Here is a 24,594-nt window from a genome sequence, read left to right as displayed (position 1 = left end):
CGCGGAACCGCGCGGCCAGCCCCGCCGGGCCGCGGACGACCGATCACACCGGCGCCACGGCGCTACGGGGCTACGGGGCTACCCCGCTACGGCGCCTACGGCTCTACCGCGCTACCGCGCTACGGCTCCAGCAACCGCGGCGACAACGCCCCGCACGGCACCAGGTCCACCTCGGCCCCCGCGTCCCGCAGATCGGTCAGCACGAGTTCGTCGTACATGAGCAGACCGGTCTGCTCGGGCCACACCACCGCCCACAGCCACAGCCCGCGGGCCTCGCCCGCGAACACGGCCCGGTCGTCCGGCGCGCCGGAGACGTGCCACAGCGGTGTCGGCCGCCCGGCCGCCAGCACCTTGGCCTGGGGCGGCTTCTCCACGTTCATGGACGGTCCGGGGTCCGGCCCGTCGATCCCCGCGTACCGGGCCCCGAGGCCGACCCCGAGCTCCTCGGCGACCAGGATCATCTCCCCTATGCCGCCGAGCGGCGCGGGTCCGGAGCAGGCGACGGCGGTCGCGCGGCCCCCGCTGCGGTCGTCACCGGCGCAGGCCACGCCCGTGAACAGCCAGCCGACCGGCAGCGGCCAGGGCATCCACACCGGAACCTGGGTGCGCTGCACCACCACGCCGAGGGCCTCGACGCTGGGCGGGATCACGGGCTGTACCGGATGCACGGTCCCGTGGACATCGCACTGCCAGGTGTCGGCGAAGAGTCCGGGAGCCCTGACCCGGCCACCACACTTCGGGCAACTGGGTTCGCCCCTCATAGAGCCCCACGGTCCTACCCAGGACCCCCCACGTCAAGGACGATCACCCGTCCAGCGCACGCGGCCGCGTGGACGGACGGCTCCCACCGTGCGGCGGGCCGCCGACGACGGCGTCACCCGTTTCGTCAACTGGCCGACGGCGAAAGCGGCTTGGTGAGCTTGCTCACCCGGTGTCAGTCCAGCGGGACGGATTTCCGGTGCGGGTCCCGCAGGTCGGCCCCGTTCGCGAGCCAGCGCTCCTGGAGGGCGCCGGCGCCGTGCACCCGCTTCCAGGCGGCCTCGTTCGGCGTCATCGGCAGCAGCGGCAGGAACCGTACGGGGTCGAGGGGCCCGTCCAGCTCCAGGTCCTCGACGAGACCGCCCGGCTCGCCGACCAGGACGGAGGTGAAGGGCGCGCCCGGCCACAGCGGGCCGCCGACGTCCAGCGACGCGCCCGGCGCCACGACCAGCCCCTCCACCTGCGGGGACGCGGCGAGTACGGCGAGCGCGCGGAGCACCTTGTCGGTCTCGGCAAGCCCCGCGCGGACCGACAGCACCAGCTCGGCGCGCGGCCCCTTGACGGGGTCCGCGACCACCGCGGTGGGGTCGGTCATGGGGTGTGCGGACATGCCGAGCGTGGCGTAGCGGACGACGTTCTCGCCCTGGAGGTCCTCGTGGAAACGGAGCACCTCGATGCGGTCCGTACCGAGGAAGGTGACCGCCGCGCGCGCGTCCGGTTCGCCCAGTGCGGTGGTCAACCGGGCCTCGACCAGAGGAAGAACTTCAACCATGTCGCGAGCATAGAACTCGTCAGTACCGGGCAAAGCGGCGCCTTGACACTGAGGGCTACTGCTACTCTGACCGCGGTGGTTCGGGGCAGCACGCAGTGCGTCGCGGTCAGTCCCCGACGCCGACAGGACTCCCTTACGAGGGACCGGCTGGAGGAGGTGGGGCTGTCATGGATCGAAGTCACCCGTGCAGTACCACTCGCTCTTCCGGCCTCTGAATCTCTTTCTCTGGCTGGCTGCCCGCCTTTTCGTGCGCGTTGTCGTTCGGAAGAGCACCTCGTTTCGCTTGCCTGATCCCTTTGACCGGTCCGTTCCGGATCTGTCTGGATCCGTTCGTCTGATCTGAATCAGTAGCGAAGTCGCCACCGCAACGGTGCGGTGCTCCCCGCTTTGTGGACGTGCCAAACATCCGAAGCCAGGACGTCCTCATTCCGGGTAGCTCCACCCGTTCCTCGGCGGTCTTCCGCTGCCTGTCGCGAAGGAGCCTGCCCATGTCGATGATCCGCGACCTCCGAGCCGTGGTCCGTCCGTCCCGCCCCTCGCTGCGCAAGAGTCTGCGGCCGGACAACGGCGCGTACGACACCACCCGCGACCCCGGCACGCCCTCGGCCGTCGTCGACTGCGCCGTCTACCGCGACGGCGCCCGCGTGGAGACCGGCAAGCCGCTGACCCCACACGAGGCGATGCGGCTGGTACGCCGCGACGGCGGGTTCGTCTGGATCGGCCTGCACGAGCCGACCGAGGCCGAATTCGCCGGTATCGCCGGCGAGTTCGGACTCCACCCGCTGGCGGTGGAGGACGCCGTCCAGGCCCACCAGCGCCCGAAGCTGGAGCGGTACGACGACTCCCTCTTCACCGTCTTCAAGACCATCCACTACGTCGAGCACGACCAGCTCACCGCCAACAGCGAGGTCGTGGAGACCGGTGAGGTCATGTGCTTCACCGGCCGGGACTTCTTCATCACCGTCCGGCACGGCGGGCAGGGCTCGTTGCGGGCGCTGCGGCACCGGCTCCAGGACGACCCCGAACTGCTCGTCAAGGGCCCCTCGGCCGTGCTGCACGCGATCGCCGACCACGTCGTGGACGGTTACGTCGCGGTCGCCGACGCGGTGCAGGACGACATCGACGAGGTGGAGACGGAGGTCTTCACGCCGGGCCGCAAGGGCGGCGTCTCCCGCGGTGTCGACTCGGCGCGGATCTACCAACTCAAGCGCGAGGTGCTGGAGTTCAAGCGTGCCGTCTCGCCCCTGCTGCGCCCCATGCAGCTGCTGAGCGAGCGGCCGATGCGGCTCGTCGACCCCGACATCCAGAAGTACTTCCGGGACGTCGCCGACCACCTCGCCCGCGTCCAGGAGCAGGTCGTCGGCTTCGACGAACTCCTCAACTCGATCCTCCAGGCCAACCTCGCGCAGGCCTCCGTCGCGCAGAACGAGGACATGCGCAAGATCACGTCCTGGGCCGCGATCATCGCCGTGCCGACGATGGTGTGCGGTGTGTACGGCATGAACTTCAAGTACATGCCGGAGCTGCACTGGCGCTACGGCTACCCGGTGATCATGGCCGTCACCGGGGTGATCTGCCTCGGCATCCACCGCACGCTGAAGCGCAACGGCTGGCTCTAGGCTGGTCGCCATGACAACCGAGCTGCTCGACCAGGCCCTCGTCGAGGAGGCCACGAAGAAGTCCGGCCTCGTCTGGGTGCGGGGCGCCGGGGCGGCGACGGCGCGTGCGGTGTGGCACGCGTGGGCCGACGGCGGTATGTGCCTGGTCGGCGGCGGCGCCGAGCAGCCGCTCGGCGAGCTGGCCGACGGCGGGTCGGCCGAGGTGACCGTCCGCAGCAAGGACAAGGGCGGCCGGCTGGTCACCTGGACGGCGACGGTCACGGAACTGTCCGCCGGCACCCCCCGGTGGGACGCGGCGGTGGCGGAACTGAAGGGCAAGCGCCTCAACGCCCCCGACGGCGAGGCGATGACCGACCGCTGGGCGAGGGAGTGCAGGGTGCTGCGCCTGACCCCGGCGGGGACCACCTCGCCCCTGCCGGACGGAAACCTGGCAGCGCCCCCGCTCCCGTCCCCGGCGACCACCCGGCGCCCGGTCCCGGCAGCCCTGCCCCGGCTGCTGGCGAAACGCCGCAAGTCCAAGTAGCCGCGCCCCGAGCCGATTACGGCACCACCGGTCGGCGGTGCCGAGCACACCGCAAGGCGCCGTGCCGCCGTTCGCGTGGCCCTAGGACGCCGGCAGCTGCTTTCCGTAATCGACCGTCTCGCCCTTCTCCGGAGCGACCACGCTGAAGTCCTTGCCCCAGTCGGAGAAGGTGAGGGTGCCGGCGCCGCCGCCGCGTTCCAGGCGGAGCGGGTACGGCTTGCCCTGGAGGGAGACGTCGAGGGTGCCGCCGGAGCCGCCGTCGCCGGTGATGCGGATCGTGCGGGTACCCGACTGCTCGTGGTGACCGGCCGTCGCGAGCGAGCCGTGCAGGGTCAGCAGGCCCGAGAGGAGGACGTCCTTGTCCGTGAAGCCGCTGAACTTCTTGTACGCGGGATCGGTCCGCGGCACCTTGACGTACTTGCCGTCGAGCTTGCCGGCCGCCGTCGTGTCGCTGCCGTCGGCGTGGTTCCAGAATCCCGCGTCGGCCTGCAGATACAGCGTGTCGCCCACCCGGAGGAGCTGGAACGTCGAGCCCTTCGAGGTGACCGACCCGGTCCCGCCCTGCTCGTTCAGGCGCATGTCCAGCTCGTACGTACGCCCGCTCGTGACCACCGTCCCCGCCATCCGCACCGTCGCCACCGACGACGCCGCCGTCCGCGTCTTCGACTGGATGACGTCCGGTGCCAGCTTGCCCACCCCGTTCGTGCCGGCGTCCGGATCCCCGCCGCATCCGGTGAGGACGGCCAGTGCGCACACCGCGGTGACCAGTGCGGCGTGGCGGGTACGGCCCGGAGCGATGACGGTCACAGACAGGGCCACCTTTCTGAGTGGTCCGGCAGGGCGTACCGCAGCGTACCGGTGCCCCACCCGCCCGGCGGAGCCGGTCCGTCCGGACCGCCCACCAGGGCGTATCCGATCGGTACGGGCTAGCCTGAAGCCCACCGAGCGGGCCGAAGGAACCGAAATCCATGCAAGCAGTACTCCGGTAGGTAAAGGAAGCAACCCCATGGCAGCCGGCGCTCCCCGCATCTTCGTCTCGCACCTCGCCGGTGTCCCCGCCTTCGATCCCAGCGGCGACCAGGTGGGCCGCGTCCGGGACCTCGTCGTCATGCTGCGCGTCCGCCGCCGCCCGCCCCGGCTGCTCGGCCTGGTGGTCGAACTGTCCACCCGGCGCCGCATCTTCCTGCCCATGACCCGGGTGACCGGCGTCGAGTCCGGCCAGGTCATCACCACCGGCGTGGTCAACGTCCGCCGCTTCGAGCAGCGCCCCACCGAACGCCTGGTCTTCGGCGAACTCCTCGACCGGCGCGTCCAGCTGGTGGAGACCGGCGAGGAGGTCACCGTCCTCGACCTGGCCGTGCAGCAGCTGCCGGCCCGCCGGGACTGGGAGATCGACCGGGTCTTCGTCCGCAAGGGGAAGAAGGGCGCCTTCCGAAGGGCCAGAGGGGAGACGCTCACCGTCGAGTGGTCGCAGGTCACCGGGTTCTCCCTGGAGGAGCACGGCCAGGGCGCCGAGAGCCTGCTCGCCACCTTCGAACAGCTGCGCCCCGCCGACCTCGCCAACGTGCTGCACCACCTCTCCGCCAAGCGCCGCGCCGAGGTGGCCGCGGCCCTCGACGACGACCGGCTGGCCGACGTCCTCGAAGAGCTCCCCGAGGACGACCAGATCGAGATCCTCGGCAAGCTGAAGGAGGAGCGGGCCGCGGACATCCTGGAGGCCATGGACCCGGACGACGCCGCCGACCTGCTCGCCGAACTCCCCGAACAGGACAAGGAACGTCTGCTCAGCCTGATGGAGCCGGCCGACGCCGCCGAGATGCGGCGCCTGATGTCGTACGAGGAGCACACGGCGGGCGGTCTGATGACCACCGAGCCGATCGTCCTGCGGCCCGACGCGACCGTCGCCGACGCCCTCGCACGGGTCCGCAACCCCGACCTCTCCCCGGCCCTCGCCGCCCAGGTCTACGTCTGCCGGCCGCCCGACGAGACCCCGACCGGGAAGTACCTGGGCACCGTGCACTTCCAGCGGCTGCTGCGGGACCCGCCGTACACCCTGGTCAGTTCGCTGGTCTCCGACGACGACCTGCAACCCCTCGCCCCCGACGCCACGCTCCCGGTCATCGCCGGGTTCTTCGCCACCTACGACATGGTCGCGGCGCCGGTGGTGGACGAGGCGGGGTCGCTCCTCGGCGCGGTGACCGTGGACGACGTCCTCGACCACATGCTGCCGGAGGACTGGCGGGAGACCGAGTTCCACCTGGACGCGGGGGACGCGGGGGACCGGAAGGAGCAGCCGGAGCAGTCGGCGGGGAAGGGGGCGGGGATCCATGGGGCCTGAGCGCGAGAGCACCCGTGAGCGGACGCCGTCCGGCGCCACCGCGGCCGGCCGGTCGCGCGGCCACCGCCTGGACCAGCCGCGCGCGCCGCGGCGCAGGCTGCTGCCGGAGTGGGACCCGGAGGCCTTCGGACGGCTCTCCGAGCGCATCGCCCGCTTCCTGGGCACCGGGCGGTTCATCGTCTGGATGACGTTCGTGATCATCCTCTGGGTGCTGTGGAACGTCGCGGCGCCCGGACAGTTCCGCTTCGACGAGTACCCGTTCATCTTCCTGACCCTGGCCCTGTCCCTGCAGGCCTCCTACGCGGCCCCGCTGATCCTGCTCGCGCAGAACAGGCAGGACGACCGCGACCGGGTCAACCTCGAACAGGACCGCAAGCAGAACGAGCGGTCCATCGCCGACACCGAGTACCTCACCCGGGAGATCGCCGCCCTGCGCATGGGCCTGGGCGAGGTGGCGACCCGGGACTGGATCCGCTCCGAGCTCCAGGACCTGCTGAAGGACATGGACGAGCGGCGGGACGGCCATCACGAACACGCCGTATTCCCGGCAGAACGGTCTGCCGGGCGTGACGTAGACGACCGCTGAGGGGCGTTATAGGGGCCCTGCGCCGCGCCGTACCATCGGGGGTATGGCTAGCGAAGACGCGGTGCGCGAGGCACTGGCGACGGTGAACGATCCCGAGATCAACCGACCCATCACCGAACTGGGGATGGTCAAATCGGTGGCCATCGGGGAGGACGGCGCGGTCGCGGTCACCGTGTACCTGACCGTCTCCGGCTGCCCCATGCGGGACACCATCACCCAGCGCGTCACCGAGGCGGTCTCCCGGGTCGAGGGTGTCACCCGCGTCGACGTCACCCTGGACGTGATGAGCGACGAGCAGCGCAAGGAGCTGGCCTCCGCCCTGCGCGGCGGCCAGGCCGAGCGCGAGGTCCCCTTCGCCAAGCCCGGCAGCCTCACCCGCGTCTACGCGGTCGCCTCCGGCAAGGGCGGCGTCGGCAAGTCGTCGGTCACGGTCAACCTGGCCGCCGCGATGGCCGCCGACGGCCTCAAGGTGGGCGTGGTCGACGCGGACATCTACGGCCACTCCGTCCCGCGCATGCTCGGCGCGGACGGCCGCCCGACCCAGGTCGAGAACATGATCATGCCGCCGTCGGCCAACGGCGTGAAGGTCATCTCCATCGGCATGTTCACCCCGGGCAACGCCCCGGTCGTCTGGCGCGGCCCGATGCTGCACCGCGCCCTCCAGCAGTTCCTCGCGGACGTCTACTGGGGCGACCTGGACGTCCTCCTCCTCGACCTGCCGCCCGGCACCGGCGACATCGCCATCTCGGTCGCCCAGCTGGTCCCGAACGCCGAGATCCTGGTCGTGACGACGCCGCAGCAGGCCGCCGCGGAGGTCGCGGAGCGGGCGGGCTCCATCGCGGTCCAGACCCACCAGAAGATCGTCGGCGTCGTGGAGAACATGTCCGGCCTGCCGTGCCCGCACTGCGGCGAGATGGTCGACGTCTTCGGCACGGGCGGCGGTCAGACCGTCGCCGACGGCCTGACCCGTACGACGGGTGCGACGGTGCCGGTCCTCGGGTCCATCCCCATCGACGTCCGCCTCCGGGAAGGCGGCGACGAGGGCAAGCCGGTCGTCCTGACCGACCCGGACAGCCCCGCGGGCGCGGCCCTGCGCGGCATCGCCGGCAAGCTCGGCGGCAGGCAGCGAGGCCTCTCCGGCATGTCCCTGGGCATCACCCCGCGCAACAAGTTCTGAGAGGGTCACCGCAGCGCGCCCCTTCAGGGGCGCTGGGGGTGCCCCGGCCGAAGGCTGGGGGAGGAACTGCGCGACAGGCCGCGAAGCACCCGCGGCCGCGCCACGGCCGCAACCCCTACGGCGAAGGGGCGCCAGAACCACGGGCGCCCCTTTTTGCCGTCATGCGTACGCGGCAACGTCCTTGACCACCGCGAACCCCAGCCCGTACGCCGACATCCCGCGCCCGTACGCCCCGAGGTGGACCCCCTCCTCCGTGGACCCCGCGAGTACCCACCCGAACTCCGACTCCCGGTAGTGGAACGGCGTCGCCACCCCGTCCACCGGCAGCGACAGCGACGACCACTCCGGCCCGGCCAGCTCGTCGGCCAGCTCCCACGCCGTCTCGGTCTGCTGCTCCAGCCAGTCGTCCCGCAGGCTGTGGTCCATCTGCCCGGGCCAGGTGAAGGAGAGCAGCCCGACCCCGGCCAGCCACGCGGCGGACGACACCGACGTGGCCTCCAGCAGCCCCGTGCCGTCGGCGCTGCGCCGGGAGGGGCTCGCCGCGACGGTCACGACGACCGCGAACTTCTCCCGCGGCTCACCGACGGACGCGGCGAGATGCTCGTTGCGCACCGAGGGCTCGTCGCCGTGCCCGATCGACCCGTGCTCCACCGCACCGTCGGCCGCCGTACCCACCTGCATCAGCCAGCGCGGCCCCGTGAACGCCTCGTCGAGGCCGTACCAGGGGAAGGGCGCCTCCAGGTAGCCGTCGACCGCGCGGCGGGCGGAGGGGGCCTGCTGTGCGCCCTCCGCGACCGGCGCCTGTCCGTCCACCCGACTTGTCGTCTCCATCTGCCCGGACGCCTCCTAGTTCTAGTCGGTCCGGGGCGGCCCGCCCCCCTTCGGGCGCACTCGTCCGGTCCGCACAACAACTCGGCAGCATATCGACACCGCCGGGACCAGCCGCGAAACCGCCCGGTGCGTGGGTCGCGCGGGCGGCTGGTTCGGGCTGTAAGAGACGTATGAGCGGCGCACACGCGGTATGAAACGCGTCACGTGCGCCGCTCATGCGCGGGTCGGACGGTCCGGACTCAGGTGGCGTCCGCGTCGTAGGGCGGGCGGTCGTCCTTGCCCGGGTCCTCCGGCTTCTTGGTCATGTCGATCCGGCCGCTCCCCGAGGAGCCGCTCCCGGAGGACGACGGCGAGGCGTCCGTCTCGCGGCCGTGCACCGCGTCCGTGACCTCGGCCATCTCCTTCTTCAGGTCGAAGCCGTTGCGGATCTCCTTCAGCCCCAGCTCGTCGTTGTCCAGGTGCTTGCGGATGAAGGTCTTGGGGTTGAGGTCCTCGAGCTCGAAGTCCTTGAACTCCGGGCCGAGTTCCTGCCGGATGTCTTCCTTGGCGCTCTCCGAGAACTCCCGGATCTTGCGAATGGTCCGCATGACGTCCTGGATGACCTTCGGGAGCTTGTCCGGACCGAAGACGAGCACGGCGAGCACGACGATCGTCGCCAGCTCTAGTGGTCCTATGTCATTGAACACCTGAAGCTCCTTGCGATGTCCTCGGTCTCGGCCCTCCGGTCGCTGTTGCGGCTGTTCCGTGGTCCGGGCCGGGTCCACGGTACCCGGCGGACATGTCCGACCGGTACTGCCAGCGGTGTCCGACTGCGTGTGTACGACCGGTTTTCCGGGTTGTTTGCCTAGTCGGGGCACGAGTGGGGCCCCGCCTGTGACGTTTCTGTCAGTTCCTGTCCGAGAGGACGGGCCGGTCGTGGTGGCCGTCGAGCGGCAGCGGCGTGAGGTCCCGCACGCCGTGCACCTGGACGACGGCGAGGTCGTAGCCGGTGTCCCGGCCGACGACGGTCGCCCGGGCGGTGGCCCCGCTGCTGAACGTCACGGTGATCCGCGCGCCCGCCGAGGCCGCACCGGCGACCACGTGGTCGTGGGTGAGGATGTGGCCGCGGGTGTCGAGGACGAAGCCGGTACCGGTGGCCTGCTCGCCCGTGGCCGTGCCCGTGCCGGTGACCTGCAGGGTGACGACGCTGGGCAGGGCCCGTGCGGCGATCCCGGCGGCGTCGCCCGGCGGCCGTCGGGGCGGCGGCGGGCCGGGCCGGAACGGATCCGGCGGGGACAGCTGTACGGCCTCCAGGCCGCCGGTGCGCGCCAGGCTGCTGCCGGTCAGCCCACCGGCCGCGGCGGAGAGCACGGAGAGCACCAGTGCCCCCACGGCGAACGTGCGCCGGCTCCGTGACCGCCGCCGTGCCGTGGGTATCCCCTCGTCCATGTTCTCCTCGCGGGCTCGCGGAAGGTCGGCTCCGTGCCCGCGGCGGTGCCGCGGGCACGGCTGGTGCACAGGATTCAACCAGGTTCGCGGGGTGCCGCGCGGGGCCGTTCAGCAGGTGGGCGGCGGCCGGTCAGCGGGCGGTGCGGGAGGAGCGGGACGAGGACGGGGAGGGTGCGGGTGCGGAGGTGGTGTCGGGGACGGGTGCGGCGAGCAGGCTGGTGACGGCCGCCTCGGGGGCGGTGGTCCACGAGGTGAGGGTGAACGGCGGGTTGGTGCTCAGCGGTCGTATCAGCGGGGAGACCGCGGCCGCGCCGGCCATCACCGGTGCGGTCAGTTCCCGCAGCTTCTGCTGCGCGGCGGCCGGGGAGGGCACTCCGGGCAGCAGCGGCGCGGACACCGAGGTGGGGACGGCGGCGGTGGAGCCGAGCAGGGTGCCGGACGACAGCAGCGGGGTGAGCAGGCGGCGGCGCTGCGAGTCGGCGGCCCCGGTCGTGCCCGAACCCGCCGTGCCTGCTGGGGCGACGCTGCCGCCGCCGGTGCCGCTGCGGGCGTCGGCGGCCGGGGTGCCGGGGAGGCCCGCGGTGACGCCGCCGAGGGCGACCGCCGCGAGCGAGACCGCGCCGGCGGCGACGAACGCGAACCGCATGCCGCGCGAGGCGGAGCGGTCGCCGTCCGGGCGGCCGACGGGATGGATGCGGAAGCCCCGGCCGGCGACCGCGGCCGGGTCGTGCGGGCGGGCGGGGACGTAGCCGAACTCGAAGCGGTCGTCCCGGCTCAGGCCGAAGACCCCGCCGTCGGATCCGCGTCCCGAGGGGTCTCCGCCGGCGAACGGCGAACCGCCGCCGTCCGGGTCGCCGCCCGCGGGCAGCCCCTGGAGGCGGGCGAGGAAACTCTCGGAGGGCGGGGGCGGGGCGGCCGCCGCGAAGACGTTCTTCAGGGCGCGCTGGGCGTCCGCCTCGGCCTTGCACCGGGCACAGGTCGCCAGGTGGGCCAGGACGCGCTCACGCGTCTCGTGACCGAGCTCTCCGTCCACCAGGGCGGAAAGTCGGTCTCCCAGGTGCTGCTCGGCGAGCTGCCGCTCGGCCGGCTTCGGTCGTGATCCACTCACGCGGTCGCGCCCCCTCCTCCCAGTGCGGGAACACGGGGCACGAAGGAGCGGCGCTCGGCCCTGCGGGCCTCCGGGGAGCGGTGCGCGAGGGCCTTGCGCAGCTGGGAGCGGCCGCGGTGGATACGGGAGCGGACCGTGCCGAGCTTGACGCCGAGGGTCGCGGCGATCTCCTCGTACGACAGGCCCTCGATGTCGCAGAGCACGACGGCGGCACGGAACTCGGGCGCGAGGGTGTCCAGGGCCTGCTGGACGTCGGCGTCGAAGTGCGCGTCGTTGAAGGCCTGGGAGGGGGTGGGCTCGCGGCTGGGCAGGCGCTCGGCCGCGTCCTCGCCGAGGGCGTCGAAGCGGATGCGCTGCTTGCGACGGACCATGTCGAGGAACAGGTTGGTGGTGATGCGGTGCAGCCAGCCCTCGAAGGTGCCCGGGGAGTAGGTCGACAGGGAGCGGAAGACGCGGACGAAGACCTCCTGGGTGAGGTCCTCGGCGTCGTGCTGGTTACCGGTCAGGCGGTAGGCCAGGCGGTAGACGCGGCCGCTGTGCGTGCTGACGATCTCCTCCCACGTGGGCGGAGTCCATGCCTGCCCGTCCGCGTCGGTGGAGAAGGTCGCGGTCCGGTCCTCGCCCATGGCGAGCGCGGCGGCGTGGCTGGGGTCAGCAGCGGTGTCGTTCACGGATTTCGGCCTGCCTGCCGATCCGAGAAAGCGCCGCAGCACTCCTCCCCGATCCCCAGGCGCAGCCGCACCTCCCCTGTCGGCTCTGGTGGTGTCCAGTGGAGCCCCTACCATAGCCACCTCGCCCGTTAGCACCGGATAAGCGGTTTTACAAGAATTTGATCTGTGCTGGTACGGCTCGTCCAGCCACGGCAGCGGGTGGTCGGCCGCCGTCTCGTCACCGTGATCCATTCGTGTCCCCCCGCCTTTTCTTCCACCCCTCTAAACGCCCGGTCCCATCTGCGGGTTCCCGACGCCAACGGATACAGTCACGCCCAGGCAACCACGGGGACAGGAGAGGGTCATTACCGGCAACCGGCAGACGAGCTGGGCGTTCGCCGACGCCTTTGTCGCCGAGGACGAAGCGCTGCGGTGGGCCCGTGACCGGGCCCGCGAGGCAGGGCTGCGCTCGGTGTCGCCCGGCACGGGCGCCGCGCTGCGCATGCTCGCCGCGTCCGTGGACGCCAAGGCGGTCGCCGAGATCGGTACCGGGTGCGGGGTCTCCGGGATGTACCTGCTGCACGGCATGCGTCCGGACGGCGTGCTGACCACCGTGGATCCGGAGCCGGAGCACCAGCAGTTCGCCCGGCAGGCCTTCCGCGCCTGCGGTTTCGCCAGCAACCGGGCCCGCTTCATCCCCGGCCGCGCCCTCGACGTGCTGCCCCGCCTCGCGGACGCCGGCTACGACCTCGTCTTCTGCGACGGGGATCGCCAGGAGTACTCCGACTACCTCGCTGAATCGTTGCGCCTGCTGCGTCCGGGTGGCCTGGTGGTCTTCGAGGGCGTCTTCGCCAACGGCCGCACCGTCGACTCCGGGCCGCAGCCGACCGAGGTGCTGCGGCTGCGCGAACTGCTGCGCACGGTCCGGGAGAGCCCGGAACTGGTGCCGTCACTGCTGCCGGTCGGCGACGGGCTGCTGTGCGCGGTCAAGCGGTAGGCCTCGCGGGCCGGGAGCGGGGCCGGGCCGACGCGCCGGGTCCGCATGAACGGCAGCGCCCCGGCACCGCTCAGGTGCCGGGGCGCTGCCGAAAGGGTATGGTCGCTGACGCCTCAGACGACGACGTTCTTGAGGGCGTCGGCAAGCGCCGCGGCCTCGTCAGGGGTCAGCTCGACGACGAGCCGACCGCCGCCTTCGAGCGGAACGCGCATGACGATGCCCCGCCCCTCCTTGGTCACCTCGAGCGGGCCGTCACCCGTCCGCGGCTTCATGGCCGCCATGCTGGTTCCCCTTCCTGAAAACAGCTCATCGTCTGCCGACGGCCCCCGAGGGCACGCGCGGTCTCTGGCGGGACACGCGACTCCGGCATCGAACACATTGCTTCCAAGCCATTATCCCGCATCTCAGGACCCGATGACCAACATCAGTCGGCATCGCTTGGGCAACGCACGCGAGCAAAACCACCCAATTCGGCGATGTGACTGCGATACTTCGCCGCCTCGTGTCCTTACGCCGACCGAGTCGGCTCCGGAATTCTTTGACGCAGGTCACACGCCCGCTCCGGTCCCCCGGCAACGAACTCCGCCATGCTGTCCTTCGGACACGGACGTACTGAGCGGTACGTCAGCCGCGGCGACGCGGACGAAATGAAGACCGACGAAGACGACGGAGGGGACGCACCATGACCGACACCGTGCTCTACGAGGTGGCCGACGGGCTCGCGACGATCACGCTGAACCGCCCCGAGGCGATGAACGCGCTGAACGTCGCGACCAAGGTGGCCCTCCGGGAGGCGGCGCGGGAAGCGGCGGCCGACACGGCCGTCCGGGCGATCCTGCTGACCGCCGCCGGGGACCGGGCGTTCTGCGTGGGCCAGGACCTCAAGGAGCACATCACGCTGCTCGCGTCCGACCGGGAGACCGGGGCGGGGCAGACGATGACGACGGTACGGGAGCACTACAACCCGATCGTGCGGGCGCTGGTGTCGGCTCCGAAGCCGGTCGTCGCCGCCGTGAACGGGGTGGCGGCCGGCGCCGGTCTCGGGTTCGCCCTCGCGGCGGACTACCGGGTGGTCGCCGACACGGCCGCGTTCAACACGTCGTTCGCGGGGGTGGCGTTGACCGCGGACTCCGGCGTCTCGTGGACGCTGCCGCGGGTCGTGGGTCCGGGCCGCGCCGCCGACCTGCTGCTGTTTCCGCGGAGCATCAGCGCGCAGGACGCGTACGAGCTGGGCATCGCGAACAAGGTGGTGCCCTCGGCCGGACTTCGGGCCGAGGCGGAGAAGGTGGCCCGGAAACTGGCCGAAGGGCCGACCGTGGCGTACGCGGCGCTGAAGGAGGCCGTCGCCTACGGGCTCACGCACTCCCTCGACGAGACGCTCGACAAGGAGGACGAGCTGCAGGCGCGGGCCGGTGCCGCCGAGGACCACGCGATCGCCGTCGCGGCGTTCGTGAACAAGGAGAAGCCGAAGTATTTGGGGCGGTGAGGGAGGCGGCGGGAAGCGGCGTCGCGGACCACGGGTGCGTGGGGGCTGGTCGCGCAGTTCCCCGCGCCCCTTTCGAGGCGCTGTCCCTTACGGGGTTTTCCGGGCCACGCAGGTTTCGAGGTGGTCGTCGACCAGGCCGCACGCCTGCATCAGGGCGTATGCCGTCGTCGGGCCGATGAAGCGCAGGCCTCGCTTCTTCAGGGTCTTGGACAGGGCCGTCGACTCCGGGGTCACTGCCTGGACGTCGGCGAGGGTCTTCGGGGCGGGATACGTGCCCGGCTTCGGGGCGTGCGACCAGATGAGGTCGTCCAGTTCGCCGGGGGGCCACCCCGCCAGGACCTTCGCGTTGGCCATCGTGGCGTCGATCTTCGCTCTGTTGCGGATGATGCCGGGATCGGCCAGCAGGCGTTCGCGGTCCTCGTCGGTGAACGCGGCCACCTTCTCGATGTGGAAGCCGGCGAAGGCGGCCCGGAAGCCGGGGCGGCGGCGCAGGATCGTGATCCAGGAGAGGCCGGACTGGAAGGCCTCCAGGCTGAGGCGTTCGTAGAGGGCGTCGTCTCCGTGGACCGGCCGGCCCCACTCGTCGTCGTGGTACGACACGTAGTCCGCGGTGGACAGGGCCCAGGGGCAGCGCGGCCTGCCGTCCGGCCCGGGCAGCGCCGCGCCTTCGATCATGTCGGTCGTCTCGCTCATGGCCGGTCCTCGGGCTCGGGCTTGTCCAGCGACGTGTGCGGGCCGTGCGGGCCGGCCTGGGCGCCGGCCAACGCGGACTCCAGGTCGGCGATCCGTGCGTCGCGCTCGGCGAGCTCGGCGCCGAGGCGGCTGAGCGCGTCGTCGACGTCCGCCATCCGGTAGCCGCGCGGGACGAGCGGGAAGCGGATGCTCTCCACGTCCGCGCGGTTCACCGGGCGGTCCGGGGGCAGCGCGTCCTCGAACCGCTCGGGCGCCACCTCGGGCAGCGGTCCGCTCTCGCCGCCGCTCACCACGGAGAGGGTGACCGCGGCGACCACGACCGCGAGCGCGACGACGAGGAACAGGAACATAACCATCGCGGTGGGCCCCCAGGCTCGGTGAAGCTCGGTGCAGCAGCACTCGTTGTCGAATGTGCCTGTGTCCGATCGTGCCATGCGAGTCTGACAGTTAGGGTCGCAGGCGGTCGCACCGAGGGAATTACTACGGGAGGTCACAGGCGATGCTCAGGCTGGGCAGGCGGGAATTCGGGCCGAACGAACCGGTGATCATGGCCATCGTGAACCGGACGCCGGATTCCTTCTACGACCAGGGGGCGACCTTCCGCGACGAGCCGGCACTCGCGCGCGTGGAGCGGGCGGTGGCCGAGGGGGCCGCGATCATCGACGTCGGCGGGGTGAAGGCCGGGCCGGGCGAGGAGGTCACCGCCGAGGAGGAGGCGCGCCGCATCGTCGGGTTCGTCGCCGAGGTGCGCAGGCGCTTCCCGGACGTCGTGATCAGCGTGGACACCTGGCGGGCGTCGGTCGGGGAGGCCGCCTGCGAGGCCGGGGCGGATCTGCTGAACGACGCGTGGGGCGGGGTCGACCCGGGGCTGGCGGAGGTCGCGGCCCGGTACCGGGTGGGGCTGGTGTGCACGCATGCGGGCGGGGCGGAGCCGCGGACGCGGCCGCACCGGGCGACGTACGACGACGTCGTGGCCGACATCCTGCGGGTGACCCTCGGGCTGGCCGAGCGGGCCGTCGCGCTGGGGGTGCCGCGGGAGTCGGTGCTGATCGATCCCGGGCACGACTTCGGCAAGAACACCCGGCACAGCCTGGAGGCGACGCGGCGGCTGGGCGAGATGGTGGAGACGGGGTGGCCGGTGCTGGTCTCCCTGTCGAACAAGGACTTCGTGGGCGAGACCCTGGACCGGCCGCTGAAGGAGCGGCTGATCGGGACGCTGGCGACGACGGCGGTGTCGGCGTGGCTGGGGGCGCAGGTGTACCGGGTGCACGAGGTGGCCGAGACGCGCCAGGTGCTGGACATGGTGGCGTCGATCGCCGGCCACCGCCCACCGGCGGTGGCCCGGCGGGGGCTGGCGTAACACCCTGGGGGCTCCGCCCCCAGACCCCCGAGAACCTCGCCCACCCACCACCCGACTCGGTAGGCCAAGAAGCCCACGGACCGACCCGGTCGGCCGAGAAGCGCGCCAACCGGCCCGTGGGCCGGAAGATGCACGGACCGACTCGGCAGGCCAGCGCACACGAACCGACTCGGTAGGCCGAGAAGCCCACGAACCGACTCGGTGGCCGGAAGACGCACGAGCCGACTCGGTGGGGCGAGAGTGCGCCACCCCTCGCCCAGTGGGCCGAGAGGCACCGACCGGAGTCGGTGGTCCGAGACGTGGAGGAAGCGCTCTGTCGGTCGGCGTGGTGACGAGGGCGCTCGACTTCGGCTTCTCGGCAGAGCGAGTCGGATGGGTGGGTGGACAGACGGTCGGTGGGCTCAGCGGCCCGCTTCCTTCGAGACCAGCCCGACCGCCTCCTCCACGTCGTCCGTGACGTGGAAGAGCAGGAGGTCCTTCTCCGCCGCCTTGCCCTGGGCGACCAGCGTGTTCTTGAGCCAGTCGACCAGGCCGCCCCAGTAGCCGCTGCCGAACAGCACGATCGGGAAGCGGGTGACCTTCTGGGTCTGGACGAGGGTGAGGGCCTCGAAGAACTCGTCGAGGGTGCCGAGGCCGCCGGGCAGGACCACGAAGCCCTGCGCGTACTTGACGAACATCATCTTCCGCACGAAGAAGTAGCGGAAGTTGAGGCCGATGTCGACGTACGCGTTGAGGCCCTGCTCGAAGGGGAGCTCGATGCCGAGGCCGACCGAGACGCCGCCCGCTTCGAGGGCGCCCTTGTTCGCCGCCTCCATGGCGCCGGGTCCGCCGCCGGTGATGACCGCCCAGCCCGCCTCGACCAGGCCACGGCCGAGCTTCACGCCCGCGTCGTACTCCGCCGAGTCGACCGGGGTCCGTGCCGATCCGAACACGCTGATCGCGGGCGGCAGTTCGGCGAGCGTGCCGAAGCCCTCGATGAACTCCGACTGGATGCGCAGCACCCGCCAGGGGTCCGTGTGGACCCAGTCGGAGGGGCCGCCCGCGTCCAGCAGCCGCTGGTCCGTCGTGCTCGCGGTCACCTGACCGCGCCGTCGGAGGACCGGTCCCAGGCGCTGCTCGTCCGGCGGCACCTTCTTCCCCTCGGGGTTCCCGGTAGGCATAAGCGCGCTCCCTCCGCTTGCAGGTGTATCCGCCCCAGCGTAGATCCGCGCGGGTTACAGGCGCGGGACGTCGGCATGTCCGGTGCGCAGCGCCGTCGTGCGGCTCAGCCGGTCAGCCAGGCGCGCAGGCGCTCCTCGCCGGCCAGGATCTTGCCGGTTTCCACCCTTTCGTCCCGCTTGTGCGCCAAGTGCGGATTGCCGGGGCCGTAGTTGACGGCCGGGACGCCGAGGGACGAGAAGCGGGAGACGTCGGTCCAGCCGTACTTGGGCATCGGCGTGCCGCCGACCGCCTCGATGAAGGCGGCCGCGGCCGGGTGGGAGAGGCCGGGCAGCGCGCCGGGGCTGTGGTCGTCGACCACGAACTCCTCGACCCCGCAGCCCTCGAAGACCTCGCGGACGTGGGCGACGGCCTCGGCCTCGGAACGGTCCGGGGCGTACCGGAAGTTCACGGTGACCACGCACGCGTCGGGGATGACGTTGCCCGCGACCCCGCCCGAGATGCCGACCGCGTTCAGACCCTCGCGGTACTCCAGGCCGTCGATGACCGGACGGCGCGGCTCGTAGGCGGCCAGGCGGGCCAGGATCGGGGCGGCCGCGTGGATCGCGTTGGAGCCCATCCAGGAGCGCGCCGAGTGGGCCCGCTCACCCGAGGTCTTCAGCAGGACGCGCAGGGTCCCCTGGCAGCCGCCCTCGACCTCGCCGTCCGAGGGCTCCAGGAGAACCGCGAAGTCGCCCGCCAGCCACTCGGGGTGGGCCTCGGCGACGTGCTTGAGCCCGTTGAGGTCGGCGGCGACCTCCTCGTTGTCGTAGAAGACGAAGGTCAGGTCGCGGTTGGGGGCCGGGACCGTGGCCGCGATGCGCAACTGGACCGCGACGCCCGCCTTCATGTCGCAGGTGCCGCAGCCCCACAGCACACCGTCCTCGTCCAGCCGGGACGGCAGGTTGTCCGCGATCGGGACGGTGTCGATGTGGCCGGCCAGGATCACGCGCTCGGGGCGGCCGAGGTTCGTCCGGGCGATCACGTTGTTGCCGTACCGGTCGACCGTCAGGTGCGGCAGGGCGCGCAGCGCGCTCTCGATCGCGTCCGCCAGCGGCTTCTCGGTGCCGCTCTCGGAGGGGAGGTCGACGAGCTGCGCGGTGAGCGCGGCGGCGTCCAGCGTGAGGTCAAGCGAGGTGTCGGCCATGGCCCCGACCCTAGCGCGGGCGATCCCACGGACGGGTTCACAGGCTTGTGAACCCGGGGGTCGGCACCTCGTACTCTCCAGTATGTTGTACGCGTGCCAGAGCCGTCCCCCATCCGCCCCAAGCGTCGCGGCCGTGTCCTGCGTTTCGTGTCGGGCCTGCTCATCCTGTGCGCCGTCGGCGCCTATCTGGTCGTCCAGTACGTCACCGGCGGCGGTGGCGCCGAGGGCTGCAAGGTCGTCTCGGGCCTAAGCGACGACCGGTCGTACCAGTTCACGCCCGAGCAGGCGGTGAACGCGGCGACGATCGCCGCCGTCGGCACCGGCCGCGGCATGCCCGAGCGGGCCGTGGCCATCGCCCTGGCGACCGCGATCCAGGAGTCGGGGCTGCGCAACATCGAGCACGGCGACCGGGATTCGCTGGGCCTCTTCCAGCAGCGGTCCTCGCAGGGCTGGGGCACCCCGAAGCAGATCCTGGACCCGGCCTACGCGGCAGGCATGTTCTACGCCCATCTGGCCAAGGTCCGCGACTACGAGACGCTGCCGCTGACGGTGGCCGCGCAGCGCGTGCAGCGCAGCGGCTACCCGGAGGCGTACGCCAAGCACGAGACCGACGCCACGCTGCTCGCCGCGGCCCTGACCGGACAGGCGGCGGCCACCCTGACCTGCGACGGGCGCCCGGCGGCCGGCACCGCGGCGGCCGCGGCGGCGACGGGCCCTGACGCGGTGCGCACCGCGCTCGTGCGGGACTTCGGGCGGGACGCGGTCGAGGAGGCCGGCGCCGAGGTGAGCGATGCGGCGACGCCCACCCCCAGCCCCACCGTGACGGCCACGGCGCACGGGCGGACCGTGACCGTGCCGGTACCGGAGGGGACGAAGACCGACAAGTCGGGGCGCACCGAGAGCGAGCGGGGCTGGCAGCTGGCGCACTGGGCGGTGGCCAACGCGTCGGCGCTGCACATCGATCGGGTGTCGTACGCGGGCCGGGAGTGGGCCGCCGGGAGCACGGACAGCCGGTGGCAGCCGGTGTCCGGTTCGCAGAGCACGGGCGGTGCGGAGAAGTCCGCGGGCTCGGTGCGGATCGTGACCGGGCAGTAGTTCGGGGGGTCCCTCCCGCGGGTCAGCCGGGACACGCCGCACGCGTGGTGTGCTCACGTTTTCGCACGGTCACTCGCGCATGCGTGAAATCCCCTGGGCGCGTTGGGCCGTAAGGATTCTGCGGAGCACCGACAGGGTGTCGTTTGCCCGTTTTTCCCCACACCCGATAATGCGATGCGTTATCAATTCTTTACCTTGGGCATCCGCAACCTTCGCGGGCTTCGAGCGGTAGTCACGGCGATCGCGTTCCCTCCCGTCGAATGGAGCATCATGTCCCTCCCTCTGACCCGCCGGATCGCCCGTGCCGCGCTGCTCGTCGCAGCGGGAGCGGCTGCCGGGGTCGGTGCGGCCGGCTCCGCCGGCGCGGCCCCGAGCCTGCCGGCCGGCACCCCGAACCTCGGCGGTCTGACCGCCCTGGACGGCGCGAGCGTCGGCAACACCGCCGACGCGGCGGCGCAGACCGTCACCGGGACCGTCGGCCGCACCGGCGGCGCGGCGATCGAGTCGGCGGTGCCCGCCGCCGGCCAGACCGGCGGCAAGGCCGTCAAGAAGGCGGCGCCGGTGGTGCAGCACACCGCGGGCGACGCGGCAGGCTCCGCCGGGGGGCTGCTGGGTGAGACGGCGTCCACCGCGACGAAGGGTGGGCTGCCGACGAGCGGGCTCACGAAGGGCGGGCTGCCGGTGCAGGGCCTGCCGATCGGGGGCTGACGCCGTTGCGCCGGTGAATGCCGGCCGGTGATGTGAGAAGGGGCCCGGGGTTTCCCGGGCCCCTTTCGTTGTGCGTTGTGTGCGGGCCGGTGGGGGTTGTTCGCGCAGTTCCTCCCCAGGCCGAAGGCCGGGGGTACCCCCAGCGCCCCTGACGGGGCGCCACAGCCGGCGCGCGTCTCAGGAAAGCCGCTCCACAGCCGCTCGCACGCGCTCGTCGGTCGCCGTCAGGGCCACGCGTACGAACTTCTCGCCGGCCTCGCCGTAGAAGTCGCCCGGTGCCACCAGGATGCCGCGCGCGGCCAGGTGGGACACCGTCTCCCAGCAGGACTCGTCGCGCGTCGCCCACAGGTAGAGGCTGGCCTCGCTGTGCTCGATACGGAAGCCGTGGGACAGGAGGGCCTCGCGGAGGGCCGTGCGGCGGGACGCGTAGCGCTCCCGCTGCTCCTGGACGTGGGTGTCGTCGGACAGGGCCGCCACCACCGCCGCCTGCGTGGGAGCCGACGTCATCATGCCGCCGTGCTTGCGGATCTCCAGGAGCGGGCCGAGGACCGCCGGGTCGCCGGCCAGGAAGGCCGCGCGGTAGCCGGCCAGGTTGGAGCGCTTGGAGAGGGAGTGGACGGCCACGATGCCGTCGTACGAGCCGCCGTTGACGTCCGGGTGCAGGACCGAGACCGGGTCGGCCTCCCAGCCCAGTTCGAGGTAGCACTCGTCGGAGAAGAGCAGGACGCCGTGGGCGCGGGCCCAGGCGACGATCTCCGTGAGTTCCTGCCGGGAGAGGACCTTGCCGGTCGGGTTGGACGGGGAGTTCAGCCAGAGGAGCTTCAGGTTCGCCGGGTCCAGGTCGCGCGGGTCGTCGTAGACCTCGTACTGCGCGCGGGCCAGGCGGGCGCCGACCTCGTAGGTGGGGTACGCGAGGCGCGGGTGGGCGACCTTGTCACCGGGGCCGAGGCCCAGCTGGGTGGGGAGCCAGGCGACGAGTTCCTTGGAGCCGACGATCGGCAGGACGTGCCGGTGGGTGACGTCGCGGGCGCCGAGGCGGCGCTCGACCCAGCCGGTGATCGCGTCGCGCAGCGCCGGGGTGCCCCAGACCGTGGGGTAGCCGGGCGAGTCGGCCGCGTCGATCAGAGCCTTCTGGATCAGGTCGGGGACCGGGTCCACCGGCGTGCCGACCGACAGGTCGACGATGCCGTCCGGGTGCGCCGCTGCCGTCTTCTTGTACGGTTCCAGCTTGTCCCAGGGGAAGGTGGGCAGACGGTCGGAGACTGCGGACACGGTGACTGGCTCACTTTCTTCGGTACGGCAAACGCCTCGGCCCCGTACGGCGCCGATCGGACGTGATCAGGCCGTACGGGACCGAGGCGGCACGGTGTTGCGGCGGGCCGCCGGTGCGGACTACTCGGCCTGCGGGGGCAGCGCGGCGATGAACGGGTGATCGCGCTCGATCAGGCCCAGCTTGCTGGCGCCGCCCGGGGAGCCGAGGTCGTCGAAGAACTCGACGTTGGCCTTGTAGTAGTCCTTCCACTCCTCCGGGGTGTCGTCCTCGTAGAAGATCGCCTCGACCGGGCAGACCGGCTCACAGGCTCCGCAGTCGACGCATTCGTCCGGGTGGATGTACAAGGACCGCTGGCCCTCGTAGATGCAGTCGACCGGGCACTCCTCGATGCACGCCTTGTCCTTCACGTCGACACAAGGCTGCGCGATGACGTAGGTCACGCTGTCGTTCCTCCTCGATTGGGCGCCGGCGGGCCTCCGTAGGCTCCGCCGCCTGGCGCGCGGGAGCGCGGCGTCGTCGATGCCCGCCCCTAGTATCTCCGTTCCTGGGCATGATCCGAACAGGAGGGGTGAACTGACCAGTGGAAATCTCTGCCGCAGGACGCTTCGAGGTCCGTATCACAGCTGCTGACGTGGGCAAACGGGTGTCAGTGCGCCGTTTGGTCGGAAATGGCGTCACCGGGGAGAAGTTCACTGACACGGTGGGTGTTCTCACATCATGGGACGACGACGGCATGCTGACGATCACACGGCGGGACGGCGAAATCGTCCGGATACCGGAGTCCGTCCTGGTGGCGGGGAAGGTGGTTCCCGCCCGCCACCCGACCGCCGCCCCTCAAGGAGGCGCTTCGCGCCACGTGACAACTGCTCCGGCGCGCCGCCGGGGGCCCGCCGCGAGCTACGGGGAGCTCGCGCGTGTCGCCTCGCGCGGGTGGCGGCCGGTGGAGAGCGAGCGGCTCGGCGAGTGGGAGCTGCGGGCGGCCGCGGGATTCACGCGGCGGGCGAACAGCGTGCTGCCGCTCGGTGATCCCGGGCTGCCGCTGGACGCGGCGCTGGCGGCCGTACGGCGGTGGTACGGGGAACGTGGGCTGCCCGCGTACGTGCAGACCGCGACGGGCGCCGAGGGCACCCAGGAGTCGCTCTGCGCGGAGCTGGAGCGGCGCGGGTGGCTGCGTGAGGTCAGCGCCGAGCTGTGGACCGGGGGGCTGGCGCCGGTGGCGGACCGGGCCGAGGGGACCGGGGTGCTGCTCTCCCGGACGGCGGGCGAGGACTGGCTGGCGCGGTACCAGCGCAAGGGCGTGAGCGAGGTCGCGCTGAAGGTGCTGGGGGGTGGGCCGTCGGTGTGGTTCGCGACCGTGCCGGGGGCCGCGGGAGGTGCTCCGGCGGCGATCGGGCGGCTGGTGGTGGACGGCCGGTGGGCCGGCTTCGCCGCCGTCGAGGTGGATCCCGGGCTGCGGCGGCAGGGGCTGGCCACCGAGGTCATGGCGGCGCTGGCCCGCCGGGCGCTGGCCGAGGGCGCGTCGGCGGCCTGGCTGCAGGTGGAGACGGACAACGCGGGGGCGCGGGCGCTGTACGGGCGGCTGGGCTTCGCGGCGCACCACGCGTACCACCACTACCGGGCGCCGGAGGCGGACGGCTCCTGAATCCGGGGGACGAGGCGGTACCGATCATTCCGAAGGGGCACGAAACAGCTATGGCTTCCGGTCAGCCGCATCCACGTCCGCCGTCGCCGGCGCGGGCCGCCGAGGTACGGCGGCGGTTCGCCGAGGAGGCGCGGTCCGAACGGCCCGATCTGGCGGCGCTGTGCCTGCTGATGGGCGCGGCGGCCGACGGTGCGCTGGACGAGGGCGGGATCGACGCGGCGCAGATGGAGCTGGACCGGCTGGCCGGGCAACTGCCGTACCGGCCGGGCGGGCCGCACGCGTGGGCCACGGCGGCGCGGCGGGTGCTGGGCGAACGGTTCGGTTTCCGGGGCACCGCCGGGGACTACCAGCGGCTGGAGTCCTCGCTGCTGCACGAGGTGCTGCGGCGGCGGCGCGGGCTGCCGATCCTGCTGTCCGTGGTGTGGCTGGAGGTCACGCGGCGGGCCGGGGCGCCGGTGTACGGGGTGGCGCTGCCGGGGCACTTCGTGGTCGGGTTCGGGGCGGCGGAGGAGCAGGTGCTGGCCGATCCGTTCGACGGGGGGCGGGTGCTGACCGGGGCGGACGCGGAGCTGCTGGTGGTGGGGGCGGCGGGGGTGCCACTGGAGCCGGCGATGCTGGAGCCGGCCGATCCCCTGGACGTCGTGCGGCGGATCCTGAACAACGTACGGGCGTGGGCGGCGGCCCGGCCCGAGCGGTCGGACGTGGGCCTGTGGTCGGTCGACCTCTCCCTGCTGCTGCCGTCGCATCCGGCGCGACTGCGGTACGAGCGGGCGCGGTTGCTGGTGGAGCGGGGCGACTTCGTCGACGGGGCCGAGGAGTTGGAGAAGTACGCCGGGTTGATCGACGTGGTCGACGAGGGCGCGGCGGAGAAGGTACGGGGGGAGGCCCGCGCGGCACGGGCCCGTCTCAACTGAGGGAGTTCGCGGGCCCATCGGTCGTGGGAATTACGGTGCGTGGGCGAACCGCGGGCGCGTGGGGGCCGGTCGCGCAGCTCCCCGCGCCCCGGGCCGGCCACGGTGCCGCAGAACGGCCGGGCGCCGTCACCGCCGGTCCGCGCAACTCGCCGCAGGGGGCACGGCACGTGGGGGCCGGTCGCGCAGTTCCCCGCGCCCCCGGGCCGGCCACGGTGCCGCAGAACGGCCGGGCGCCGTCACCGCCGGTCCGCGCAACTCGCCGCAGGGGGCACGGCACGTGGGGGCCGGTCG

27 protein-coding genes are annotated in these 24,594 nt (G+C 72.3%); 12 read left to right on the top strand and 15 right to left on the bottom strand.

Annotation, left to right across the window (positions count from 1 at the left end; genetic code table 11):
• Positions 1 to 119: 119 nt before the first annotated feature.
• The gene (locus AB0472_RS11615) at positions 120 to 761 is read right to left on the bottom strand and encodes a DUF6758 family protein (RefSeq protein ID WP_366355545.1); all 642 of its coding nucleotides are present in this window, start codon (positions 759 to 761) and stop codon (positions 120 to 122) included.
• Positions 762 to 934: 173 nt separating this feature from the next.
• The gene (locus AB0472_RS11610; RefSeq protein WP_366355543.1) at positions 935 to 1,531 is read right to left on the bottom strand and encodes a suppressor of fused domain protein; all 597 of its coding nucleotides are present in this window, start codon (positions 1,529 to 1,531) and stop codon (positions 935 to 937) included.
• A 488-nt stretch (positions 1,532 to 2,019) separates the two neighbouring features.
• Between AB0472_RS11610 and AB0472_RS11605 the strand changes: the two genes are divergently transcribed.
• A complete protein-coding gene (locus AB0472_RS11605) occupies positions 2,020 to 3,150 on the top strand; it encodes a magnesium and cobalt transport protein CorA (protein WP_366355542.1) in 1,131 nt (376 codons plus the stop codon).
• A 10-nt stretch (positions 3,151 to 3,160) separates the two neighbouring features.
• Complete coding sequence (locus tag AB0472_RS11600) at positions 3,161 to 3,673, top strand: hypothetical protein (RefSeq protein WP_366355540.1); 513 nt, start codon at positions 3,161 to 3,163, stop codon at positions 3,671 to 3,673.
• Between the two features lie 81 nt (positions 3,674 to 3,754).
• Here AB0472_RS11600 and AB0472_RS11595 read toward each other — a convergent pair whose 3' ends face one another.
• On the bottom strand, positions 3,755 to 4,480 hold the full coding sequence (locus AB0472_RS11595; protein WP_366355539.1) for a hypothetical protein: 726 nt from the start codon (positions 4,478 to 4,480) through the stop codon (positions 3,755 to 3,757).
• A 199-nt stretch (positions 4,481 to 4,679) separates the two neighbouring features.
• On the opposite strand from AB0472_RS11595, the gene AB0472_RS11590 reads away from it, so the two are divergent.
• Genes AB0472_RS11590 through AB0472_RS11580 form a run of 3 tightly spaced genes read left to right on the top strand, consistent with a single transcriptional unit; the run spans position 4,680 to position 7,774 of the window.
• Entirely contained in the window at positions 4,680 to 6,011 is a 1,332-nt protein-coding gene (locus AB0472_RS11590; RefSeq protein WP_366355537.1) for a CBS domain-containing protein, read from the top strand.
• Complete coding sequence (locus AB0472_RS11585) at positions 6,001 to 6,597, top strand: DUF1003 domain-containing protein (RefSeq protein ID WP_366355535.1); 597 nt, start codon at positions 6,001 to 6,003, stop codon at positions 6,595 to 6,597. Before AB0472_RS11590 ends, AB0472_RS11585 begins: the two co-directional genes overlap by 11 nt.
• Before the next feature lie 43 nt (positions 6,598 to 6,640).
• Positions 6,641 to 7,774, top strand: coding sequence for an Mrp/NBP35 family ATP-binding protein (locus tag AB0472_RS11580; RefSeq protein WP_093499242.1), 1,134 nt, complete (start codon positions 6,641 to 6,643; stop codon positions 7,772 to 7,774).
• Between the two features lie 159 nt (positions 7,775 to 7,933).
• On the opposite strand, the gene AB0472_RS11575 is transcribed toward AB0472_RS11580, so the two are convergent.
• The 5 genes from AB0472_RS11575 to sigE all read right to left on the bottom strand — a co-directional run bounded on the left by AB0472_RS11575 (position 7,934) and on the right by sigE (position 11,854).
• A complete protein-coding gene (locus tag AB0472_RS11575) occupies positions 7,934 to 8,605 on the bottom strand; it encodes a hypothetical protein (protein WP_366355533.1) in 672 nt (223 codons plus the stop codon).
• A 239-nt stretch (positions 8,606 to 8,844) separates the two neighbouring features.
• Complete coding sequence (locus AB0472_RS11570; protein ID WP_366355531.1) at positions 8,845 to 9,291, bottom strand: sec-independent translocase; 447 nt, start codon at positions 9,289 to 9,291, stop codon at positions 8,845 to 8,847.
• Between the two features lie 199 nt (positions 9,292 to 9,490).
• Positions 9,491 to 10,033 (bottom strand): trypsin-like peptidase domain-containing protein, encoded by a 543-nt coding sequence (locus tag AB0472_RS11565; protein ID WP_366355529.1) that lies wholly within the window; start codon positions 10,031 to 10,033, stop codon positions 9,491 to 9,493.
• 130 nt (positions 10,034 to 10,163) lie between these two features.
• A complete protein-coding gene (locus AB0472_RS11560; RefSeq protein ID WP_366355527.1) occupies positions 10,164 to 11,141 on the bottom strand; it encodes a zf-HC2 domain-containing protein in 978 nt (325 codons plus the stop codon).
• A complete protein-coding gene (gene sigE, locus AB0472_RS11555; RefSeq protein ID WP_366355525.1) occupies positions 11,138 to 11,854 on the bottom strand; it encodes an RNA polymerase sigma factor SigE in 717 nt (238 codons plus the stop codon). Before sigE ends, AB0472_RS11560 begins: the two co-directional genes overlap by 4 nt.
• A 235-nt stretch (positions 11,855 to 12,089) precedes the next feature.
• Here sigE and AB0472_RS11550 point away from each other — a divergent pair, with 235 nt between their 5' ends.
• Positions 12,090 to 12,788 (top strand): O-methyltransferase, encoded by a 699-nt coding sequence (locus tag AB0472_RS11550; RefSeq protein WP_093499247.1) that lies wholly within the window; start codon positions 12,090 to 12,092, stop codon positions 12,786 to 12,788.
• A gap of 113 nt (positions 12,789 to 12,901) precedes the next feature.
• On the opposite strand, the gene AB0472_RS11545 is transcribed toward AB0472_RS11550, so the two are convergent.
• Positions 12,902 to 13,069, bottom strand: a complete 168-nt coding sequence (locus AB0472_RS11545) for a DUF3117 domain-containing protein (protein WP_004950282.1) — start codon at positions 13,067 to 13,069, stop codon at positions 12,902 to 12,904.
• Between the two features lie 401 nt (positions 13,070 to 13,470).
• On the opposite strand from AB0472_RS11545, the gene AB0472_RS11540 reads away from it, so the two are divergent.
• Positions 13,471 to 14,274, top strand: coding sequence for an enoyl-CoA hydratase-related protein (locus AB0472_RS11540; RefSeq protein ID WP_366355523.1), 804 nt, complete (start codon positions 13,471 to 13,473; stop codon positions 14,272 to 14,274).
• A gap of 87 nt (positions 14,275 to 14,361) precedes the next feature.
• Here the strand turns inward: AB0472_RS11540 and AB0472_RS11535 are convergent, their stop codons facing one another.
• Both AB0472_RS11535 and AB0472_RS11530 read right to left on the bottom strand, forming a co-directional pair.
• A complete protein-coding gene (locus AB0472_RS11535; RefSeq protein WP_366355712.1) occupies positions 14,362 to 14,949 on the bottom strand; it encodes a DNA-3-methyladenine glycosylase I in 588 nt (195 codons plus the stop codon).
• Positions 14,950 to 14,963: 14 nt separating this feature from the next.
• Complete coding sequence (locus AB0472_RS11530) at positions 14,964 to 15,323, bottom strand: DivIVA domain-containing protein (protein ID WP_366355521.1); 360 nt, start codon at positions 15,321 to 15,323, stop codon at positions 14,964 to 14,966.
• Between the two features lie 143 nt (positions 15,324 to 15,466).
• On the opposite strand from AB0472_RS11530, the gene folP reads away from it, so the two are divergent.
• On the top strand, positions 15,467 to 16,327 hold the full coding sequence (gene folP, locus AB0472_RS11525) for a dihydropteroate synthase (RefSeq protein ID WP_366355519.1): 861 nt from the start codon (positions 15,467 to 15,469) through the stop codon (positions 16,325 to 16,327).
• Between the two features lie 401 nt (positions 16,328 to 16,728).
• On the opposite strand, the gene AB0472_RS11520 is transcribed toward folP, so the two are convergent.
• Positions 16,729 to 17,487 carry a TIGR00730 family Rossman fold protein gene (locus AB0472_RS11520; RefSeq protein WP_366355517.1) on the bottom strand — a complete coding sequence of 253 codons (759 nt, stop codon included), beginning with the start codon at positions 17,485 to 17,487 and terminating at the stop codon, positions 16,729 to 16,731.
• Positions 17,488 to 17,591: 104 nt separating this feature from the next.
• Complete coding sequence (gene dapE / locus AB0472_RS11515; RefSeq protein ID WP_366355515.1) at positions 17,592 to 18,671, bottom strand: succinyl-diaminopimelate desuccinylase; 1,080 nt, start codon at positions 18,669 to 18,671, stop codon at positions 17,592 to 17,594.
• A gap of 93 nt (positions 18,672 to 18,764) precedes the next feature.
• Here dapE and AB0472_RS11510 point away from each other — a divergent pair, with 93 nt between their 5' ends.
• Both AB0472_RS11510 and AB0472_RS11505 read left to right on the top strand, forming a co-directional pair.
• Entirely contained in the window at positions 18,765 to 19,766 is a 1,002-nt protein-coding gene (locus AB0472_RS11510) for a heavy metal transporter (RefSeq protein WP_366355513.1), read from the top strand.
• Positions 19,767 to 20,036: 270 nt separating this feature from the next.
• Positions 20,037 to 20,474 (top strand): ATP-binding protein, encoded by a 438-nt coding sequence (locus tag AB0472_RS11505; protein ID WP_366355511.1) that lies wholly within the window; start codon positions 20,037 to 20,039, stop codon positions 20,472 to 20,474.
• Positions 20,475 to 20,651: 177 nt separating this feature from the next.
• Here the strand turns inward: AB0472_RS11505 and AB0472_RS11500 are convergent, their stop codons facing one another.
• Together AB0472_RS11500 and fdxA are read right to left on the bottom strand one after the other, a co-directional pair.
• On the bottom strand, positions 20,652 to 21,746 hold the full coding sequence (locus tag AB0472_RS11500; RefSeq protein WP_366355509.1) for a bifunctional succinyldiaminopimelate transaminase/glutamate-prephenate aminotransferase: 1,095 nt from the start codon (positions 21,744 to 21,746) through the stop codon (positions 20,652 to 20,654).
• A 120-nt stretch (positions 21,747 to 21,866) separates the two neighbouring features.
• The gene (fdxA, locus tag AB0472_RS11495; protein WP_089098949.1) at positions 21,867 to 22,187 is read right to left on the bottom strand and encodes a ferredoxin; all 321 of its coding nucleotides are present in this window, start codon (positions 22,185 to 22,187) and stop codon (positions 21,867 to 21,869) included.
• A gap of 140 nt (positions 22,188 to 22,327) precedes the next feature.
• Between fdxA and AB0472_RS11490 the strand changes: the two genes are divergently transcribed.
• Entirely contained in the window at positions 22,328 to 23,389 is a 1,062-nt protein-coding gene (locus AB0472_RS11490; protein WP_366355507.1) for a GNAT family N-acetyltransferase, read from the top strand.
• A gap of 50 nt (positions 23,390 to 23,439) precedes the next feature.
• On the top strand, positions 23,440 to 24,303 hold the full coding sequence (locus AB0472_RS11485) for a transglutaminase-like domain-containing protein (protein WP_366355505.1): 864 nt from the start codon (positions 23,440 to 23,442) through the stop codon (positions 24,301 to 24,303).
• Positions 24,304 to 24,594: the final 291 nt, after the last annotated feature.

Source organism: Streptomyces sp. NPDC086777, from assembly GCF_040702065.1.
Classification (GTDB): Bacteria; Actinomycetota; Actinomycetes; order Streptomycetales; family Streptomycetaceae; genus Streptomyces.
The sequence above is the reverse complement of the archived record's forward strand: the minus strand, read 5'-3'. Positions and strand labels throughout refer to the sequence as shown.

What these genes read in the sequence shown, in the direction of transcription:
- AB0472_RS11540 (WP_366355523.1), top strand. Translation starts at nt 13,471, where the DNA reads ATGACCGACACCGTGCTCTACGAGGTGGCCGACGGGCTCGCGACGATC.
- folP (WP_366355519.1), top strand. Translation starts at nt 15,467, where the DNA reads ATGCTCAGGCTGGGCAGGCGGGAATTCGGGCCGAACGAACCGGTGATC.
- AB0472_RS11585 (WP_366355535.1), top strand. Translation starts at nt 6,001, where the DNA reads ATGGGGCCTGAGCGCGAGAGCACCCGTGAGCGGACGCCGTCCGGCGCC.
- AB0472_RS11575 (WP_366355533.1), bottom strand. Translation starts at nt 8,605, where the DNA reads ATGGAGACGACAAGTCGGGTGGACGGACAGGCGCCGGTCGCGGAGGGC.
- AB0472_RS11610 (WP_366355543.1), bottom strand. Translation starts at nt 1,531, where the DNA reads ATGGTTGAAGTTCTTCCTCTGGTCGAGGCCCGGTTGACCACCGCACTG.
- AB0472_RS11535 (WP_366355712.1), bottom strand. Translation starts at nt 14,949, where the DNA reads ATGATCGAAGGCGCGGCGCTGCCCGGGCCGGACGGCAGGCCGCGCTGC.
- AB0472_RS11530 (WP_366355521.1), bottom strand. Translation starts at nt 15,323, where the DNA reads ATGGTTATGTTCCTGTTCCTCGTCGTCGCGCTCGCGGTCGTGGTCGCC.
- dapE (WP_366355515.1), bottom strand. Translation starts at nt 18,671, where the DNA reads ATGGCCGACACCTCGCTTGACCTCACGCTGGACGCCGCCGCGCTCACC.
- AB0472_RS11605 (WP_366355542.1), top strand. Translation starts at nt 2,020, where the DNA reads ATGTCGATGATCCGCGACCTCCGAGCCGTGGTCCGTCCGTCCCGCCCC.
- AB0472_RS11590 (WP_366355537.1), top strand. Translation starts at nt 4,680, where the DNA reads ATGGCAGCCGGCGCTCCCCGCATCTTCGTCTCGCACCTCGCCGGTGTC.
- AB0472_RS11520 (WP_366355517.1), bottom strand. Translation starts at nt 17,487, where the DNA reads ATGCCTACCGGGAACCCCGAGGGGAAGAAGGTGCCGCCGGACGAGCAG.
- AB0472_RS11580 (WP_093499242.1), top strand. Translation starts at nt 6,641, where the DNA reads ATGGCTAGCGAAGACGCGGTGCGCGAGGCACTGGCGACGGTGAACGAT.
- AB0472_RS11615 (WP_366355545.1), bottom strand. Translation starts at nt 761, where the DNA reads ATGAGGGGCGAACCCAGTTGCCCGAAGTGTGGTGGCCGGGTCAGGGCT.
- AB0472_RS11485 (WP_366355505.1), top strand. Translation starts at nt 23,440, where the DNA reads ATGGCTTCCGGTCAGCCGCATCCACGTCCGCCGTCGCCGGCGCGGGCC.
- AB0472_RS11565 (WP_366355529.1), bottom strand. Translation starts at nt 10,033, where the DNA reads ATGGACGAGGGGATACCCACGGCACGGCGGCGGTCACGGAGCCGGCGC.
- AB0472_RS11505 (WP_366355511.1), top strand. Translation starts at nt 20,037, where the DNA reads ATGTCCCTCCCTCTGACCCGCCGGATCGCCCGTGCCGCGCTGCTCGTC.
- AB0472_RS11600 (WP_366355540.1), top strand. Translation starts at nt 3,161, where the DNA reads ATGACAACCGAGCTGCTCGACCAGGCCCTCGTCGAGGAGGCCACGAAG.
- AB0472_RS11545 (WP_004950282.1), bottom strand. Translation starts at nt 13,069, where the DNA reads ATGGCGGCCATGAAGCCGCGGACGGGTGACGGCCCGCTCGAGGTGACC.